The following is a 14,615-nucleotide window of genomic DNA, read 5'->3' as shown; positions in this document are numbered from 1 at the left end:
TCAGTCGTGGTAGACAACGCTGCGCCCGCCGTCGATGGTTAAGCAGCTAGCGTTGATAAAGGGTGCTTCATCTGAGGCCAGGAAAACCACCGTCATGGCGACTTCCTCAGGTTGCCCCAGCCGCCCAGGCGGCAGCAAGGCTTCGATGCGGGCCTTCGCCGCGGCAGGGTCATCGAACGTCTGCCAATGCGCCTCTACCGCCGGGGTGGCGATATAACCCGGCGCAATCGCATTGACCCGTACACCGCGTGGGGCGTACTCAATGCCGAGCGCTCGGGTTAAACCAATCAAGCCGTGCTTGGCCACCGGGTAGGGAAAGCAGCCGGGAATAATCGAGAAGCTATGGGTGGAGGCAATATTGATAATGGCGCCGCCGCCCTGTTCTATTAGATCCGGCAACACCGCCCGGCTACAGTACCAGGCACCTTCCAGATCGACCGCCATACAACGTTGCCAGGCGTCCTCCGGCATGGCGAGCGGCTCATGGAAGACATTCATTCCGGCGTTATTAACTAGCGTGGTTAAGGGCCCGTTACTCTGACGCGCCTGCGCCACGGCGGCTTCCACCGCAGCACGGTCGGCAATGTCTGCCACCAGCGCTTGGGCGTAGTGGCCTTCGCCACGCAGCTCTTCCACCAGCCGTTCGACACCATCGCCATCCCGATCCAGCAAGGCGACTGTGGCCCCCTCGTGAATGCAGGCCTCCGCGATGGCACGGCCAATGCCGGTAGCCGCACCCGTCACTAGAATGTGCTTAGCGGCCAGCCTAGCGGTCATTGCGTTTCCTTATTAGTTAATCAATGCGAGTGGCGCGGTACCTCAGAACCCCGACACCCGACCAGGAAGTCGAAGTCACAGCCTTCGTCCGCCTGGAGTACCCGCTCGATATACAGCTGGCGATAGCCGCCCTGGCTGGCGATTAGCGTTGAGGCGGCAGTGGGGTCGCTTTCGGCCAGCCGTGAGGCCAGCTCTTCATCGCTGATATCCAGGTGCAGTCGGCCGCTCGCGCAGTCAAGTTCGATCCAGTCGCCGTTGCGCACGGCGGCCAGCGGGCCACCCGCTGCGGCTTCTGGAGCAACGTGCAGTACCACGGTGCCATACGCCGTGCCGCTCATGCGGGCATCGGAGATGCGCACCATATCGGTAATGCCCTGGGCAAGGATCTTGGGCGGCAGGCCCATGTTGCCCACCTCGGCCATGCCGTGATAACCCCGTGGGCCGCAGTGTTTCATAACAAGAATGTCGTTGGCTTCGACGTCCAGGTCAGGGTCATTGATGCGCGCCTTATAGTCGTCGAAATCCTCGAAGACCACCGCTCGGCCGCGATGCTGCATGAGTTCGGCCGTTGCTGCCGAGGGCTTGAGCACCGCGCCGTTGGGGGCCAGGTTGCCGCGCACTACGCAGATGCCGCCGTCCGCCGTGAGCGGGTTATCCAATGGGCGAATAACTTCGTCGTCATACAGCGGCGCATCCTGGACGTTCTCCCAGAGTGTTTTGCCGTTGACGGTGAGCGCGTCCTTGAAGGGAAGCCGGTCGGCTTCACCCAGGCGTCTAAGCACCGCTGGTAGGCCACCAGCGTAGTAGAACTCCTCCATCAAAAACCGCCCCGAGGGCTGTAGATCGACCACAGTCGGCGTGCCGCGGCCCACGCGGCTCCAGTCGTCCAGGGTAAGATCCACACCGATACGCCCGGCAATAGCTTTAAGGTGAATCACCGCGTTGGTGGAGCCGCCAATCGCCGCGTTGGTGCGAATGGCGTTGTCGAAGGCTTCTTTGGTGAGAATTTTGGAGAGTTTGAGGTCTTCATTGACCATCTCGACGATGCGGTTGCCCGAGAGGTGGGCGAGCACGTAGCGGCGCGAGTCGACTGCCGGAATCGCCGCGTTGTGGGGCAGCGAAGTGCCCAGCGACTCGGCCATGCATGCCATGGTGGAGGCGGTGCCCATAGTGTTGCAGGTGCCCGCTGAGCGCGACATACCCGCTTCCGCGGCCATAAAGTCGTGCAGGGAAATCTCGCCCGCTTTGACCTGCTCGGAGAGCTTCCAGACCACGGTGCCGGAACCAATGTCCTTACCCTTGTGCTTACCGTTGAGCATCGGCCCGCCAGTGACCACGATGGTGGGGATATCGCAGCTTGCCGCGCCCATCAGCAGCGCTGGGGTGGTTTTGTCGCAGCCCACCAGCAGCACCACGCCATCCATGGGGTTGCCGCGAATAGCTTCTTCCACGTCCATGCTCGCCAGGTTACGGGTGAACATCGCCGTGGGGCGCAGGTTGGATTCGCCGTTGGAAAACACCGGAAACTCTACGGGGTAACCGCCCGCCTCCAGGATGCCCTGCTTCACGTGTTCCGCCAGCTTACGAAAGTGCGCATTACAGGGGGTCAATTCCGACCAGGTATTACATATACCGATAATCGGCTTGCCCTGAAACTCATGGTCGGGGATGCCCTGATTTTTCATCCAGCTGCGGTACATGAAGCCGTTCTTGTCGGCGGTGCCGAACCACTGGGCAGAGCGTAATGGTGGCTTACGATCGGGCATAATAAAGTCTCCGTACAACCGGTAAAATAACAGTAATAAAAAAGATAAAAGCTTAAACGTCAGGCCCGCTGACGACGGGTTTGCTTCCAGCGGTCGAACATCACCGCCAACAGCAGAATCGCACCGCGCACCAGGTATTGGTAAAAGGTCGGCACGTTGAGCAGCCCCATGGCGTTCTGCACGCAACCCATAATCAGTACGCCGACCAGCACGCCGGTGATCGTCGCCACGCCGCCCGATAGCGCCACGCCGCCCAGCACACAGGCGGAGATCACAGCAAGCTCCAAGCCCATGGAGGTATTGGGGTCGCCCAGGCCCATGCGCGATGCCAGCAATACACCGACCACGCCAGCAACAACGCCCTGCAAACCAAAGACAATAATTTTGAGACGACGGACATTAACCCCGGCAAGTGCCGCGGCTTCTGAGTTGCCGCCGGTGGCCAGCACGTTGCGGCCAAAGGCGGTCATATTGAGTATCACGCCAAAAATCACAAAGCAGGCCAGCATGGTCCATACCGGTAGCGTTAGGCCCAGAAAGGAGGCACTGCCCAGGTCAAAAAAGCCCGGCACGGTAATCATTACCGCATCGCCACCGGAGGTGATGTAGGCCAGCCCGCGCACAAACTCCATGGCCGCTAAGGTCGCAATCAGCGAGTTAATACCGAACTTGGCAATCACCAGACCGTTAAACGCCCCTACTGCGCCACCGGCAACCACGCCCCCAATCACGCCGATAAACACGCTACCGGTACTGGAGGTCACCACCGCCGCGACCACCCCGGCAAAGGCCACCGTGGAGGCCACCGAAAGATCCACCTCGCCCAGCGCCAATACCAGCATCATGGTGGTCGCCAAACTGCCGATCAGGGTGATCGAAAGCAACAGCCCAACCATATTGCGGCCCGTCAAAAAATCGGGGATAAGTACTGCCAGCGCCACAAACAGCAGCAAGAAAATCGCGATCAGCCCGGAAGTATCGAGCAGCGTGCGCAACGGCTTGATCAGCCCCTGGCGACCCGCTGGGCGGGCAGGTGTATTCTCACCTTGGGTTACATTGTCGGTTGTCATGATTGTTGTCCTGAGCTTGTTCTTTTAACAGCGATTGTCTTCTTAACAGCGACTGTCTTGGATAAACGTCAATTTAGGCGGGCAGCGCCAAGCCCAACAGGCGTTCCGGGGTGGCCGATTCGCGTGGCAACACTTCGACTAGTTCGCCATCGCGCATCACGGCGATGCGGTCGCAAATCGAGCTGACTTCCGCCAAGTCACTGGAAATCACCACCACGCTTTTGCCCTGTTCGGCTAGATCGTAGAGCAGCGAATAGATATCTCGCCGCGCGCCTACGTCAATCCCTCGGGTCGGTTCGTCCATTACAAACAGGTCGATCTCTTCAGCCAGCCAGCGGGCCAGAATTACCTTTTGCTGGTTGCCCCCGGAAAGCTTGCCAATCGGCGTACGCGGTCCCGGCGTTTTGACGCTGAGCTGCTGGATATAGGCTTCGGCATTGCGCCGTTCACGGCCAGGGTGACGGAACATGCCCCAGCGTTTGAAAAAGCGCCGACAGCTGATATTGAGGTTGTCAGCGACGCTGGCCACCGGAAAGATGCCTTGGGATTTGCGATCCTCTGGGCACATGGCAATACCGGCACGAATCGCCTCACCGGGGCTTTTAAAACGCCGCGACTCCCCGTTAAATGTCACGCTGCCAGCTTTGGGAGACTCGACACCACAGACCAGCCGCAGCAGCTCGCTGCGCCCTGCTCCCACCAGCCCAAATAACCCAAACACTTCACCGCGCTTAACGGAAAAACTCACTGGCGCTTTTAAGCCACGGCCTTGAATATTTTCAACATTCAAGATGACATCGCCGTGTTCGCGAGAGCGGTAGCCGTAAACATCGTCGATATCGCGGCCGACCATTTCGCTTACCAGCAGGTCGTGATTCAGCTCAGACATATCCTCGTGGGTACGAATATGCTGACCGTCGCGAAAGATGGTGACCGCATCGCACATCTCGAACACTTCTTCCATGCGATGGGTCACATACAGCACCACCCGCCCCTCGTCGCGCAGCCGCTTTATGATGCGCTTAAGCTGGCGGATTTCCTGGATGGAGAGGCTGCTGGTAGGTTCATCAAAGGCAATCACTTTGGCGTCACGCAACAACGCGCGACCAATCTCGATCATTTGCTGCTGGCCGATTGAAAGCTCGCGTACCTTGGTCGAGGGATGAATATCGCCCTCGCCCAGGTCGGCCAGAATCGCCATGGCTTTTTCCTTCAACTGACGGCGGTTCACGAACCCCTGCCGCGTGGGCAGTTGGCCCAGCAGCAGGTTTTCGGCCACCGACATATTGGGAGAAAGCGTTAGCTCCTGGTAAATGATGGCAATCCCTTCGCGCAGCGCTTCGCGGGCGTTGCTAAACACGTGGCGTTGACCATCAATCCACAGCGCACCTTCGGCCACACGGTTAACGCCGCTAAGCACTTTGAGCAGCGTGGATTTACCCGCGCCGTTCTCGCCCATCAGGGCATGCACTTGGCCAGTGTGAGCCGCAAAGCTCACACCATCCAGCGCCCGCACACCGGGGAAAACAACGCTAATCGCGTCGAAACGTAGATAGGGATCAGACATGCGTGAACACTCCGCAGATGGTCCGTACAGGTGTTTAGTGACAGCTAGCCCATGACAGGCTAGCTCTTTTGCAGATCCAGCTCTTAAAGACCCAGCTCTTCGCGAACTTCCTCCCAGTCCTCACGGGTCATCAACACGCCAGAGGTTTCAGTGTTGGCCGGTGGCTTCTGATCTTCAGTAATCCAGCGGTAGAGATCTTCAGCTGTCTGGCTGCCGTGCATGGTAGAGCTGACCGCCACGGTGCCATGGAAGCCCGTCGGGGTTTCGCGGGAGAATTCCGCAAAAGCGGCACCCGAGCCGTTGATACCCACACCGATCACATCCTCTGGGGCAAGACCGTATTGTTCGGTAGCCCGAACGCCACCTAGAACACTCTCCTCATTAAGGGCATAAATCACCCAGTGTTCATAATCGCCGTGCTGGGCAAGTACCGGCGACGCGGCGGAAAAGGCACTGGCGGTGTCAGTGTTTTGCTGAGGCGCATCAAAGATATTGTCCTCAGGAAAGCCAGCATCAACCAGAGAGTCGGTCGCGCCAGTGGTGCGTTCAACGGCGGTGGGTAGCTCGTCGTTGGTGATGCGCAACGCGGCAACCTCTTCAGGATTCCAACCGCGGGCTTCCATTTCTGCAGCGATCGCCTCGCCTACCTGCTGACCAATTTTATAACCGGACATACCCAGGTGCGGTACGTCTTCCATCGGCTCTCCGCTGGAATTAACAAACCGATCGTCCACGGTAATGACTTTCATATCGTACTGGTTGGCGCGGTTCATAATCGCAGTCCCCAAACGCACGTCTGGTGGGCAAATCACAAACCCGTCTGCGCCCTGGGCATACAGGTTATCAATTGCGCTGAGCACCTGCTGGCCGTCTTCCCCGCCCAGACGCACCACATCAAAGCCAAGCTCTTCACCTACCTCGGTAGCCGCCCGCTGTTCATTAATGAACCAAGCCTGCTCGGGCTTCTTGACGATGAAGCCAATCTTCACCTCATCATCATCCTGCGCCTGCACTGACCCCAATGAGGCCACCATAATCGCGCTACCCAGGGCCAAACGGGTAAATGTCTTGGTGAACGTTGTTGTTAAATTAGTGGTTAATCGCATGGTCGTACTCCTGATGTTTTAGCGAATCTTGTTGTTAATTGTGCTGATGCCTATTGATGACTCAGGTTTCAGGGACAAGCCCTGGCAGGTTACGAATCAAAGGACTCCTGGGCGGAAAAGCGATACACCGTCCGCGAACGGTAAGTGTCGCCGGGTTCTAGGGTTGTGTTGGGGAATGCCTCCTGATTGGGGGAATCGGGGTAGTGCTGGGTTTCCAGCGCAAAGCCAGAGCGGTGCTCATAAGCCTGGCCCTGCTTGCCGGTCAGGCTGCCGTCAAGAAAATTGCCCGAGTAGAACTGGATAGCCGGCTCGGTAGTGGAAATTTCTACCATGCGCCCACTCTGCGGTTCCCATACTTTGGCAGCCAAGACAAGCTCATCGGCCTCGGCGTTATCGCGGTCCAGCACGAAATTGTGGTCATAGCCGCCGCCAAAACCCAGCTGCTCGTTATCCTGGTCGATTCGTTCGCCGATCGGCGTCGCCTGGGTAAAGTCGAACGGCGTACCCTCTACCGGGCGGATCTCACCGGTAGGGATCAGCGAATCGTTTACCGGAGTAAACGCAGGGGCATTAATCATTAAATGGTGATCAAGAATGCTGTCGCTACCCCCGCCCTTTAAGTTGAAGTAGCTATGCTGGGTAAGGTTGATCGGCGTGGCTTTGTCTGTTGTGGCGCGATAATCCACCATCAGCTCATCGGCATCAGTCAGGGTGTAGGTAACTTCAGTTTCCAGCCTACCCGGGTAGCCCTCCTCGCCATCCTCGCTGGTATAGCGCAGGACAAGCCCGGTGCCCTCATCGTTCTCAAACGGCTCGGCCTGCCACAGCACTTTATCGAAGCCCTGGTCGCCGCCGTGCAGATGATTGTTGCCGTCGTTGGTTGCTAATGAATAGGTTTCGCCATTAAGGGAGAACTCACCGCCCGCGATACGGTTACCGTAGCGCCCTATAATTGCGCCGAAATAGGGGTTGGCCTGGCGGTATTCATCAGAGAGATAGGTTTCCAGAGAGTCGAAGCCCAGGGCGATATCGTCAAATTCCCCTTCCACGTTAGGGGTCTTTAGCGACAGAATAATCCCACCGTAGTTGGTTACCTGAAGCTCAATACCGTTGGCATTGGTAAACCGATAGACATCGACCTGACGGCCGTCGGGTAAGTGGCCAAATGTCGATTTCTCAATGCCGTTTCCGGCACTAGTTTCAGCAGTCGTTTGTTCGCCCTGTGCCTGGGCCGCGCTAAGCAATAGCATCGCGACACCGGCACTCAGCAGCAATTTTGGTCCTGCGACGACCCTTTGTGCGGACATGAGAGGCATGTTCTTGTTCCTTGCGTTGTTGTTGTTAGAGCGACGCCACCGTCGCGTATTCACCCCTTACAGTAGACACTTCCGACATAACCAACCAATATACAAATGAATCATTTTCAATATACTTTTGGTTATCAATGATACTGCAAGGCTTATCCTATGGGCGTTCTTGACGAGAACTGGTTTTTAGACGTGCGACTAAAGTTGCGCCATTTTCAGCTATTTTTAGCCTTGGATGAGCAACGCAACCTGCACCGTGCCGCCGAGCAGCTCAATATGAGCCAGCCAGCTGCCTCAAAACTGCTCAGCGATCTGGAAGCGAATCTGGGGATTCGGCTGTTTGATCGCCACTCGCGGGGGCTAACGCCCAATTGGTATGGCGAAATCATGATTCGCCATGCCCATAGCATGCTCTCGTCATTACACCATACCGGGGAGGAGTTGAATGCACTGCGTGACGGTAATGCAGGAACGGTGGCGGTTGGCACGGTGATGGCGCCGGCTGTGACGCTTATCACCAGTGCGATAGAGCGTGTGCACCGCGACCGGCCGGGGCTAAAAATCAGCGTGGATGTGGCGGTTAGTAAAGTGCTGGTACCGCGCCTACTCGAAGGCGAACTGGATTTTGCCATCACCCGGATACCGGCAGGCGTTGATGCCGAACGCTTCGTGTTTGAGGAAATTGGCGAGGAGGAGCTGTGCTTTGTCTGTCGCGAGGGGCACCCCTTAGCGAATAAAGCATCACTAAGCTTGGCGGATATGGCGGTCTATCCCTGGTCGTTGCAGCCCACCGGCGCGCTGATGCGCCAGCGAGTGGATAGCCTGTTCCTGCATCATCAAGTCGCACCGCCTCGCCAGATAATTGATACCGCCGACCTACTGGTGTCGCTGGCGCTGGTGGATAAATCCGACACTATCACGGTGACCACTCGTGAAGCCGCCAACCTGCTCTGCAACCCACAGCGCTTCCATCTGTTGCCCTTCAGCGAGACGCTTAGCGTGCAGCCTTACGGACTCGTTAGCTTACGCCACCAGCGGCTTTCGCCTGGGGCCGCCGCTTTTATGAGCGCCCTGCGGGAGATTATTGCTGAGGATGACCAGTAAAATCGGTGTTACTCGACAAACGCGTCGGTAGCCTCACGATGACCGTATAGAAACGCATCGGCGACCTGGCGCAGCGGGGCGACATCCACCTCGCTGCGTCCGCTTGCAATCAGCTCGGCAAAGCGCGCGTAGAGGCCCTGATACTCGCGCTCTTCGGCTTCAACCACCAGCTCGTCATCAATCATCAAACGACAGCCGCCATGGGTGAGGCTCAAACGGCTGCCGTCGCTATCGATATGCATATCCCAGGTAGGCGGACCGCTCTGAAGGAAGTCAAAATCGGCCTCGATCGCCGCGCCTTCTGGATCGGTAAAGGATAACTTTGCCGCAATCGGGGTTTGTGCATTACTCGGCACCAGCAGCCGCGCCTGTTGCAGAAAAAATGGCTGGGGCAGGATTTCAGTCGCAATTGAAAGCGCGTTGATACCGGGGTCAAAAACGCCCATACCACCGGGCTCCCATATCCACGCCTGGCCGGGGTGCCATACCCGCACGTCTTCCTTCCACTCGATTTCAACTCGCTGCACCTGCCGCTGGGCTAGCCATTGCTGGGCGTGGGCCACGCCGGGAGCAAACCGCGAGTGCCAGGCGGCAAACAGGCTAACGTCCTGCTTCTTAGCGCAGGCAATCAAGTCCTCTACTTCACTTAACGTCGCCCCTGGCGGCTTTTCCAGCAGCACGTGCTTGCCACGCATCAGCGCCGCTCGCGCCTGGGAGTAACGCAGGTGCGTCGGCGTGCAGATTGCCACCGCGGTGATGTCAGGGTGAGCGTCGAGCATCGCCTCCAGGTCTTGATAGCCGGGTAGTTCCGGCAGCGAGGCGTAAGGGTCTGCCGAAGCGATAAGCTCGCAGCTCGGTGTGGCGGCTATCGCGGGAAGGTGCTGGTCGCGGACGATTTTGCCCACGCCTACCAAGCCGAGGTTGAAATCAGACATATGCTTACCTTTGTTATTAGCCATTAAAAAAGTCAGGGGCGGTGTGTGGCAACTCAACGCTGCGCCCTAATGAACTGGCGCTATGCTCAAGCCCCAACGCCTCTGCAGTGCCCGCCAGCACCGCCTGGGCGGCCAGAAAAGCTTCTTTTGGACGGCGCAGGCGGATACTCTCCATCAGCCTACGGTGACGTTCGAGGCTTTCTTCCGGATCAGCAGCACTCTCATTGGACATGGAGATCAGCATATAAATCGAAGGGCGCAGGATATGCGATAGCTGCGCCCAAACGATATTATGGGTCGCCTTGAAGATGGCCTCGTGAAAGGCAAAATCGCACTCGCTATGCAGGCGTCGTTCCTCTTCGCAGGTGGCATTGCGCAGATTCTGCCCCAGGCCCTCGAACGCCTCTTCGATGGCAACCAAATCACGCGCCTTGGCCCGCTTGGCGGCGGTCATCGCCACATAGGGCTCGACATCCAGGCGGAAAGCGAGGATTTCACGCTGAATCTCCGGGTTGGGCGCGGCATAACGGGTCAACCAGCTGGTCACCTGAGCATCGAGAATATGCCACTCGGAGTACTCACGCACCTTGGAACCATGGCCAGAGATTCGCTCGATAATGCCGACATCGACCAACTGACGCAGATCGCTACGCACCGCCGAGCGATTAATCGCAAAGCGTTCGCATAGATCCATTTCACGCGGTACAAAATCGCCGGGGTGATAGCGACCACCGAATATCTCTTCGGCGAGATATTCGGCGACGCTAGGGCGAATGACTGGTTTGCTGAGAGATGATGTCAATGCGATGGGACCCTATTTCGATTCGAGCCAATCATAACGTACTTGACTGGTCTACTGTTACCGGCGGTGCTGCGCCTAACACGGCACGCTGCCGCAGTTCCAGGCGCCGCTCATAAAGCCCCTTGGCCAGCAGCGTACCTAGCACCATGCCGCCGCCCAGCAAGGCCACGGGGGCGGGCTGTTCACCGAGAATCCACCAGGCCAGCAGCGTGCCCACCACCACTTCCAGCAACAGCAATAGGCCCACTTCAGCAGAGGGCAGATACAACGGCCCGCGCTGCAGCAGTGTTACGCCACAGGGCACAATGATCAGACACAGCAGGATCACCACGGCGAGCTGATTGACGGCGGGCAGGGTGGGCTCGCTCCCCACCAGCCAAAACAGCCCAGCAACGCTGCCGACCAACAGGCCGTTGAATACCAACATGGGGCTCATGTCCACCCCGGGGCGCGTGCGGCAGAGGGTAAAGTTAATCGCCAGGGTGGTCGCCGCCATCAAGGCGAACGCGTTGCCCACCCAGGAACCTGCGCCCGCATCGTCCAGCGCGATCATGGCAACACCCGCCATACACAACAGGATTGCCAACCAGGTACGCCTGGGCAGGCGCTCCTTGAGGATGATCCAGGACAGCACCGCCGCAATTAACGGCGAACTGGCCAGTATCATCAACACGTTGCCCGCCTTGGTGTACTGATTACCCAGCACGAAACCACAGGTAGTCAGGCTGAACAGCAGTGCCACGGCGATACCCGTCCAGCCGCAGCGACGATAGGCCGCCAGAGTGCCACGGCCATAGCGCAGCAAGGCGATAAGCAGAAAACCTAATCCTGATAGATAACCGCGCCACATCAGAATTTCTGCATCGGGCAGGTCGGCTACCTTGATCAGCAAGGCATCCGGCGCCATGATCAGTGCGCCGCCAGCGGTTAACAGCAGGCCCTGCTGACGATGCGATAAGGTGCTTAAACGACTCATCGAAGTGCTCGCCCCTTCAGTGATTATCCCTGGGCGGATGCTGACGGGCCACATCGCGATATTTGGTGGCGGGTTCCAACGTCATACCGCGATCCAGCGGCTCGACCATACTGCGCTGGATCTCTTGCCAGGGGGTCTGGTGGCCGGGGTAGCGGTAACCACCTTGCTGAGCTAGCCGCTCGCGGCGCGCTTCTAGCTCACTGGCCTCAATCAGCAGCTGCACTTCGCAGCGCTTAAGATCGACCCGCAGACGGTCGCCGGTTTCCAGCAGCGCTAGCCCACCGCCGGTGGCGGCTTCCGGGGAGGCATTGAGAATCGACGGCGAGCCAGACGTACCCGACTGACGGCCATCACCCAGGCACGGCAGTGACTCGATGCCCTGTTTGATCAGCGCCTCCGGCGGCTGCATATTAACCACCTCGGCACCGCCGGGGTGGCCTACCGGGCCAGCCCCACGCATCACCAGAATGGTACACGCGTCGATGTTCAGCGCCGGGTCATCAATACGCGCGTGGTAATCCTCCGAGCCGTCAAACACCACTACCTTGCCTTCAAAGGCTTCCAGGTCGTTGGGGTCATTTAGGAAGCGCTCGCGAAAGTCCCGAGAGATAACGCTGGTTTTCATCAGCGCCGAGTCGAACAGATTGCCCTTGAGATTGAGGAAGCCCGCATGATCCACCAATGGGTCGTTATAGCGGCAAATCACATCAGCATCCTGGGTTTCACGGCCCTGAACATTATCGCCTATAGAGCGACCGTTGACCGTCAGCGCATCGCTGTGCAGCTTACCCGCCGTTTGTAGCTCGTGGAGTATGGCGGGCACGCCGCCAGCGCGGTAGAACTCTTCGCATAGGAAGGCACCTGCAGGCATAACGTTGGCCAGCAAGGGGATTTCATGGCCCAGGCGCTGCCAGTCATCGTTATCCAGCTCGATGCCCGAATGGCGGGCAATCGCATTGATATGTACCGGCGCATTAGACGAGCCGCCTAGCGCGGAGCAGGCCACAATGGCGTTCTCGAATGCTTCCCGGGTCAGAATATCCAGCGGGCGCAGGTCTTCCCACACCATATCGACAATCCGCGTGCCGGTGTCGTAGGCGGCCATCGCGCGCTCTTTATAAGGCGCGGGTATCACCGCCGAACCCGGCAGACTCATGCCCAACACTTCGGCCATGGAGTTCATGGTGGAGGCAGTGCCCATGGTATTGCAGTGGCCAATCGAGGGCGCTGAATCGCTGGCACGGGAAAGAAACTCGGCGTAGTCGATATCGCCCGCTGCCAGACGCTTGCGTAGCTCCCAGATGATGGTGCCCGAACCCACCCGCTCGGCGCCCCGCCAGCCGTTTAGCATCGGCCCGCCGGAAAGCACGATGGCAGGAATATTCACCGTTGCCGCCGCCATCAGCGCTGCCGGAGTGGTCTTGTCGCAGCCGGTGGTCAATACCACACCGTCTAACGGGTAGCCGTGCAGCACTTCCACGATGCCCAAATAAGCCAAATTACGATCTAGCGCGGCGGTGGGCCTACGCACGTTCTCGTGAATAGGGTGCATGGGGAATTCAAACGGCACGCCGCCCGCGGCGCGAATCCCGTCTTTCACCCGCTTCACCAGCTCAATGTGATGACGATTGCAGGGGGTTAAGTCCGAGCCCGACTGGCAAATACCGATAATCGGCTTACCGCTGGTCAACTCATCCAGCGTAATACCGTAATTAAGGTAGCGCTCAATACACAGCGCTGTGGTGCCAGGGTGATCGGGATTATCGAACCAATAACGTGAGCGCAATTGATCGGGAGTTATTCGCTGAAAATTGGCCATGGTGCCGCTCCACGCCTAGAGTAAAGTTGTTAGAGTCAAAAGAAAAACTGCTCATGACGGTACGCTTTCTTCGCTCTATCGTCGACACATACAAAAGTATATGTTGAACATACAGCTGAAACATTAGACATTTAGCTGCGGGTTGCGGTGCTATCCTCGAAAAGACGGCTCCGCACACATACAAAAACAACACACAACTTGCTGTGGTTCGCTGAGAAAACACCCTTAGCGTAGCGATCTACAGCACGCCAGGAGAGTGGCCACTATGCATTATTTTTGGAAACGCAGCCTATTAATCACCGGCGCCACGCTGCTCAGCTCAACGGCCGTTTACGCGCAAACGCCTGACCTATCCGATCCACCAGAGATTGAGGTTGATGTCATCACCGAGGATCTTGGTTCGCACAATATCCGTGTTGGCATTGGCTTAGCCGAATCCTCACCGCTGTATATCTCTACTCAATATTTCGGTGACATTCTTTCCGAGCGCACCGAGGGGCGGCTGACAGTTAATGTCTTTCCCAACAGCCAGCTCGGCGACGATGCGCAAATGATGGAGATGCTACAAACGGGGACGTTGGATATGACCATCCCTTCTACGTCCCCTGCGACCAGCTACGTAGAAGAGCTTGCCGTTTTCGACCTGCCGTTCTTGTTCCCTACCCGTGAAGCCGCCATGGCAGTGCTAGAAAGCGACGTTGCCCTGGACCTGCTCGACAAGTTCGATGGGACTGGCATTAAGGCCTTCGCCTATCATGAAAACGGCTACCGTCAACTCACCAATAGCGTGCGGCCCGTGGAGTCGCCTGAGGATGTGGCAGGACTGGACGTTGGTGGCCTGACCATTCGCACCATGGAAAATCCCGTGCAGTTAAGCATCTGGCAAGCGCTAGGCGCCAACCCAACGCCGATGGCGTTTGGCGAGGTATTTTCGGCCATGGAGCAAGGGGTTATTGATGGCCAGGAAAACCCTTGGAGCACTATCCTGACCTCCAATTTCCATGAAGTGCAGGATTACGGCTCCGAAACGCGCCATGTTTATACCCCCTTCATTATCATGATGTCCGAGCGTACCTGGGATCGCCTTGATCCGGCCTACCAGGAACTGGTCGAAGAAGCCGCCCGCGAGGCAGCCGCCTACGAGATCCAGTTGGCGACTGAGTACGACGACTGGGCACGTAATCAGCTTGAAGAGCGCGGCATGCAAATTACCCGCCTTAATGATGATCAAATTGCCGACTTCCAGGAAGCCGTGCAGCCCGTTTACGACGAGTGGGCCCCACGCATTGGCGAAGATTTGGTCGCTGAAATTCAGCAAATTGTCGAGTCGTCGATGGCAGAGTAAACGGCTTGCGATAACCGGGTTTTGTATTAAGAAGCTTACTA

At 57.8% G+C, this 14,615-nt stretch carries 12 protein-coding genes; 2 read left to right on the top strand and 10 right to left on the bottom strand.

The genetic code is table 11. The features are described from left to right. The 6 genes from RZA33_RS14505 to RZA33_RS14480 form a co-directional block, all read right to left on the bottom strand. Positions 1–777, bottom strand: coding sequence for an SDR family oxidoreductase (locus RZA33_RS14505; protein WP_317508422.1), 777 nt, complete (start codon positions 775–777; stop codon positions 1–3). A 20-nt stretch (positions 778–797) separates the two neighbouring features. Then, on the bottom strand, positions 798–2,543 hold the full coding sequence (locus tag RZA33_RS14500) for an IlvD/Edd family dehydratase (RefSeq protein WP_317508421.1): 1,746 nt from the start codon (positions 2,541–2,543) through the stop codon (positions 798–800). A gap of 59 nt (positions 2,544–2,602) precedes the next feature. Next, positions 2,603–3,613, bottom strand: coding sequence for an L-arabinose ABC transporter permease AraH (gene araH / locus RZA33_RS14495; RefSeq protein WP_317508420.1), 1,011 nt, complete (start codon positions 3,611–3,613; stop codon positions 2,603–2,605). 73 nt (positions 3,614–3,686) lie between these two features. Further along, a complete protein-coding gene (araG, locus tag RZA33_RS14490; RefSeq protein WP_317508419.1) occupies positions 3,687–5,180 on the bottom strand; it encodes an L-arabinose ABC transporter ATP-binding protein AraG in 1,494 nt (497 codons plus the stop codon). An 83-nt stretch (positions 5,181–5,263) separates the two neighbouring features. Continuing rightward, entirely contained in the window at positions 5,264–6,286 is a 1,023-nt protein-coding gene (locus RZA33_RS14485; protein WP_317508418.1) for an arabinose ABC transporter substrate-binding protein, read from the bottom strand. An 89-nt stretch (positions 6,287–6,375) separates the two neighbouring features. Then, positions 6,376–7,602, bottom strand: coding sequence for an aldose epimerase family protein (locus RZA33_RS14480; protein WP_317508417.1), 1,227 nt, complete (start codon positions 7,600–7,602; stop codon positions 6,376–6,378). Between the two features lie 150 nt (positions 7,603–7,752). Here RZA33_RS14480 and RZA33_RS14475 point away from each other — a divergent pair, with 150 nt between their 5' ends. Beyond that, positions 7,753–8,697, top strand: a complete 945-nt coding sequence (locus RZA33_RS14475; protein WP_317508416.1) for a LysR substrate-binding domain-containing protein — start codon at positions 7,753–7,755, stop codon at positions 8,695–8,697. An 8-nt stretch (positions 8,698–8,705) separates the two neighbouring features. Here the strand turns inward: RZA33_RS14475 and RZA33_RS14470 are convergent, their stop codons facing one another. The 4 genes from RZA33_RS14470 to RZA33_RS14455 are packed head-to-tail and all read right to left on the bottom strand — an operon-like array spanning position 8,706 to position 13,229. After that, positions 8,706–9,632: a Gfo/Idh/MocA family oxidoreductase gene (locus tag RZA33_RS14470; RefSeq protein WP_317508415.1), complete on the bottom strand. Its 927-nt coding sequence runs from the start codon at positions 9,630–9,632 to the stop codon at positions 8,706–8,708. Between the two features lie 16 nt (positions 9,633–9,648). Next, the gene (locus RZA33_RS14465) at positions 9,649–10,434 is read right to left on the bottom strand and encodes a FadR/GntR family transcriptional regulator (protein ID WP_317508414.1); all 786 of its coding nucleotides are present in this window, start codon (positions 10,432–10,434) and stop codon (positions 9,649–9,651) included. Positions 10,435–10,465: 31 nt separating this feature from the next. After that, on the bottom strand, positions 10,466–11,410 hold the full coding sequence (locus tag RZA33_RS14460; protein WP_317508413.1) for a DMT family transporter: 945 nt from the start codon (positions 11,408–11,410) through the stop codon (positions 10,466–10,468). A 16-nt stretch (positions 11,411–11,426) separates the two neighbouring features. Beyond that, positions 11,427–13,229 (bottom strand): IlvD/Edd family dehydratase, encoded by a 1,803-nt coding sequence (locus RZA33_RS14455; protein ID WP_317508412.1) that lies wholly within the window; start codon positions 13,227–13,229, stop codon positions 11,427–11,429. A 265-nt stretch (positions 13,230–13,494) separates the two neighbouring features. Here RZA33_RS14455 and RZA33_RS14450 point away from each other — a divergent pair, with 265 nt between their 5' ends. Continuing rightward, a complete protein-coding gene (locus RZA33_RS14450; protein WP_317508411.1) occupies positions 13,495–14,574 on the top strand; it encodes a TRAP transporter substrate-binding protein in 1,080 nt (359 codons plus the stop codon). The last annotated feature ends 41 nt before the right edge of the window (positions 14,575–14,615 follow it).

This window comes from Halovibrio sp. HP20-59, assembly GCF_033052795.2.
Taxonomy (GTDB): domain Bacteria; phylum Pseudomonadota; class Gammaproteobacteria; order Pseudomonadales; family Halomonadaceae; genus Vreelandella.
The sequence above is the reverse complement of the archived record's forward strand: the minus strand, read 5'-3'. Positions and strand labels throughout refer to the sequence as shown.

Bases quoted from the DNA above. Each gene is read 5' to 3' on its own strand.
- RZA33_RS14505 (WP_317508422.1), bottom strand. From the start codon at position 777: ATGACCGCTAGGCTGGCCGCTAAGCACATTCTAGTGACGGGTGCGGCT.
- RZA33_RS14500 (WP_317508421.1), bottom strand. From the start codon at position 2,543: ATGCCCGATCGTAAGCCACCATTACGCTCTGCCCAGTGGTTCGGCACC.
- araH (WP_317508420.1), bottom strand. From the start codon at position 3,613: ATGACAACCGACAATGTAACCCAAGGTGAGAATACACCTGCCCGCCCA.
- araG (WP_317508419.1), bottom strand. From the start codon at position 5,180: ATGTCTGATCCCTATCTACGTTTCGACGCGATTAGCGTTGTTTTCCCC.
- RZA33_RS14485 (WP_317508418.1), bottom strand. From the start codon at position 6,286: ATGCGATTAACCACTAATTTAACAACAACGTTCACCAAGACATTTACC.
- RZA33_RS14480 (WP_317508417.1), bottom strand. From the start codon at position 7,602: ATGCCTCTCATGTCCGCACAAAGGGTCGTCGCAGGACCAAAATTGCTG.
- RZA33_RS14475 (WP_317508416.1), top strand. From the start codon at position 7,753: ATGGGCGTTCTTGACGAGAACTGGTTTTTAGACGTGCGACTAAAGTTG.
- RZA33_RS14470 (WP_317508415.1), bottom strand. From the start codon at position 9,632: ATGTCTGATTTCAACCTCGGCTTGGTAGGCGTGGGCAAAATCGTCCGC.
- RZA33_RS14460 (WP_317508413.1), bottom strand. From the start codon at position 11,410: ATGAGTCGTTTAAGCACCTTATCGCATCGTCAGCAGGGCCTGCTGTTA.
- RZA33_RS14455 (WP_317508412.1), bottom strand. From the start codon at position 13,229: ATGGCCAATTTTCAGCGAATAACTCCCGATCAATTGCGCTCACGTTAT.
- RZA33_RS14450 (WP_317508411.1), top strand. From the start codon at position 13,495: ATGCATTATTTTTGGAAACGCAGCCTATTAATCACCGGCGCCACGCTG.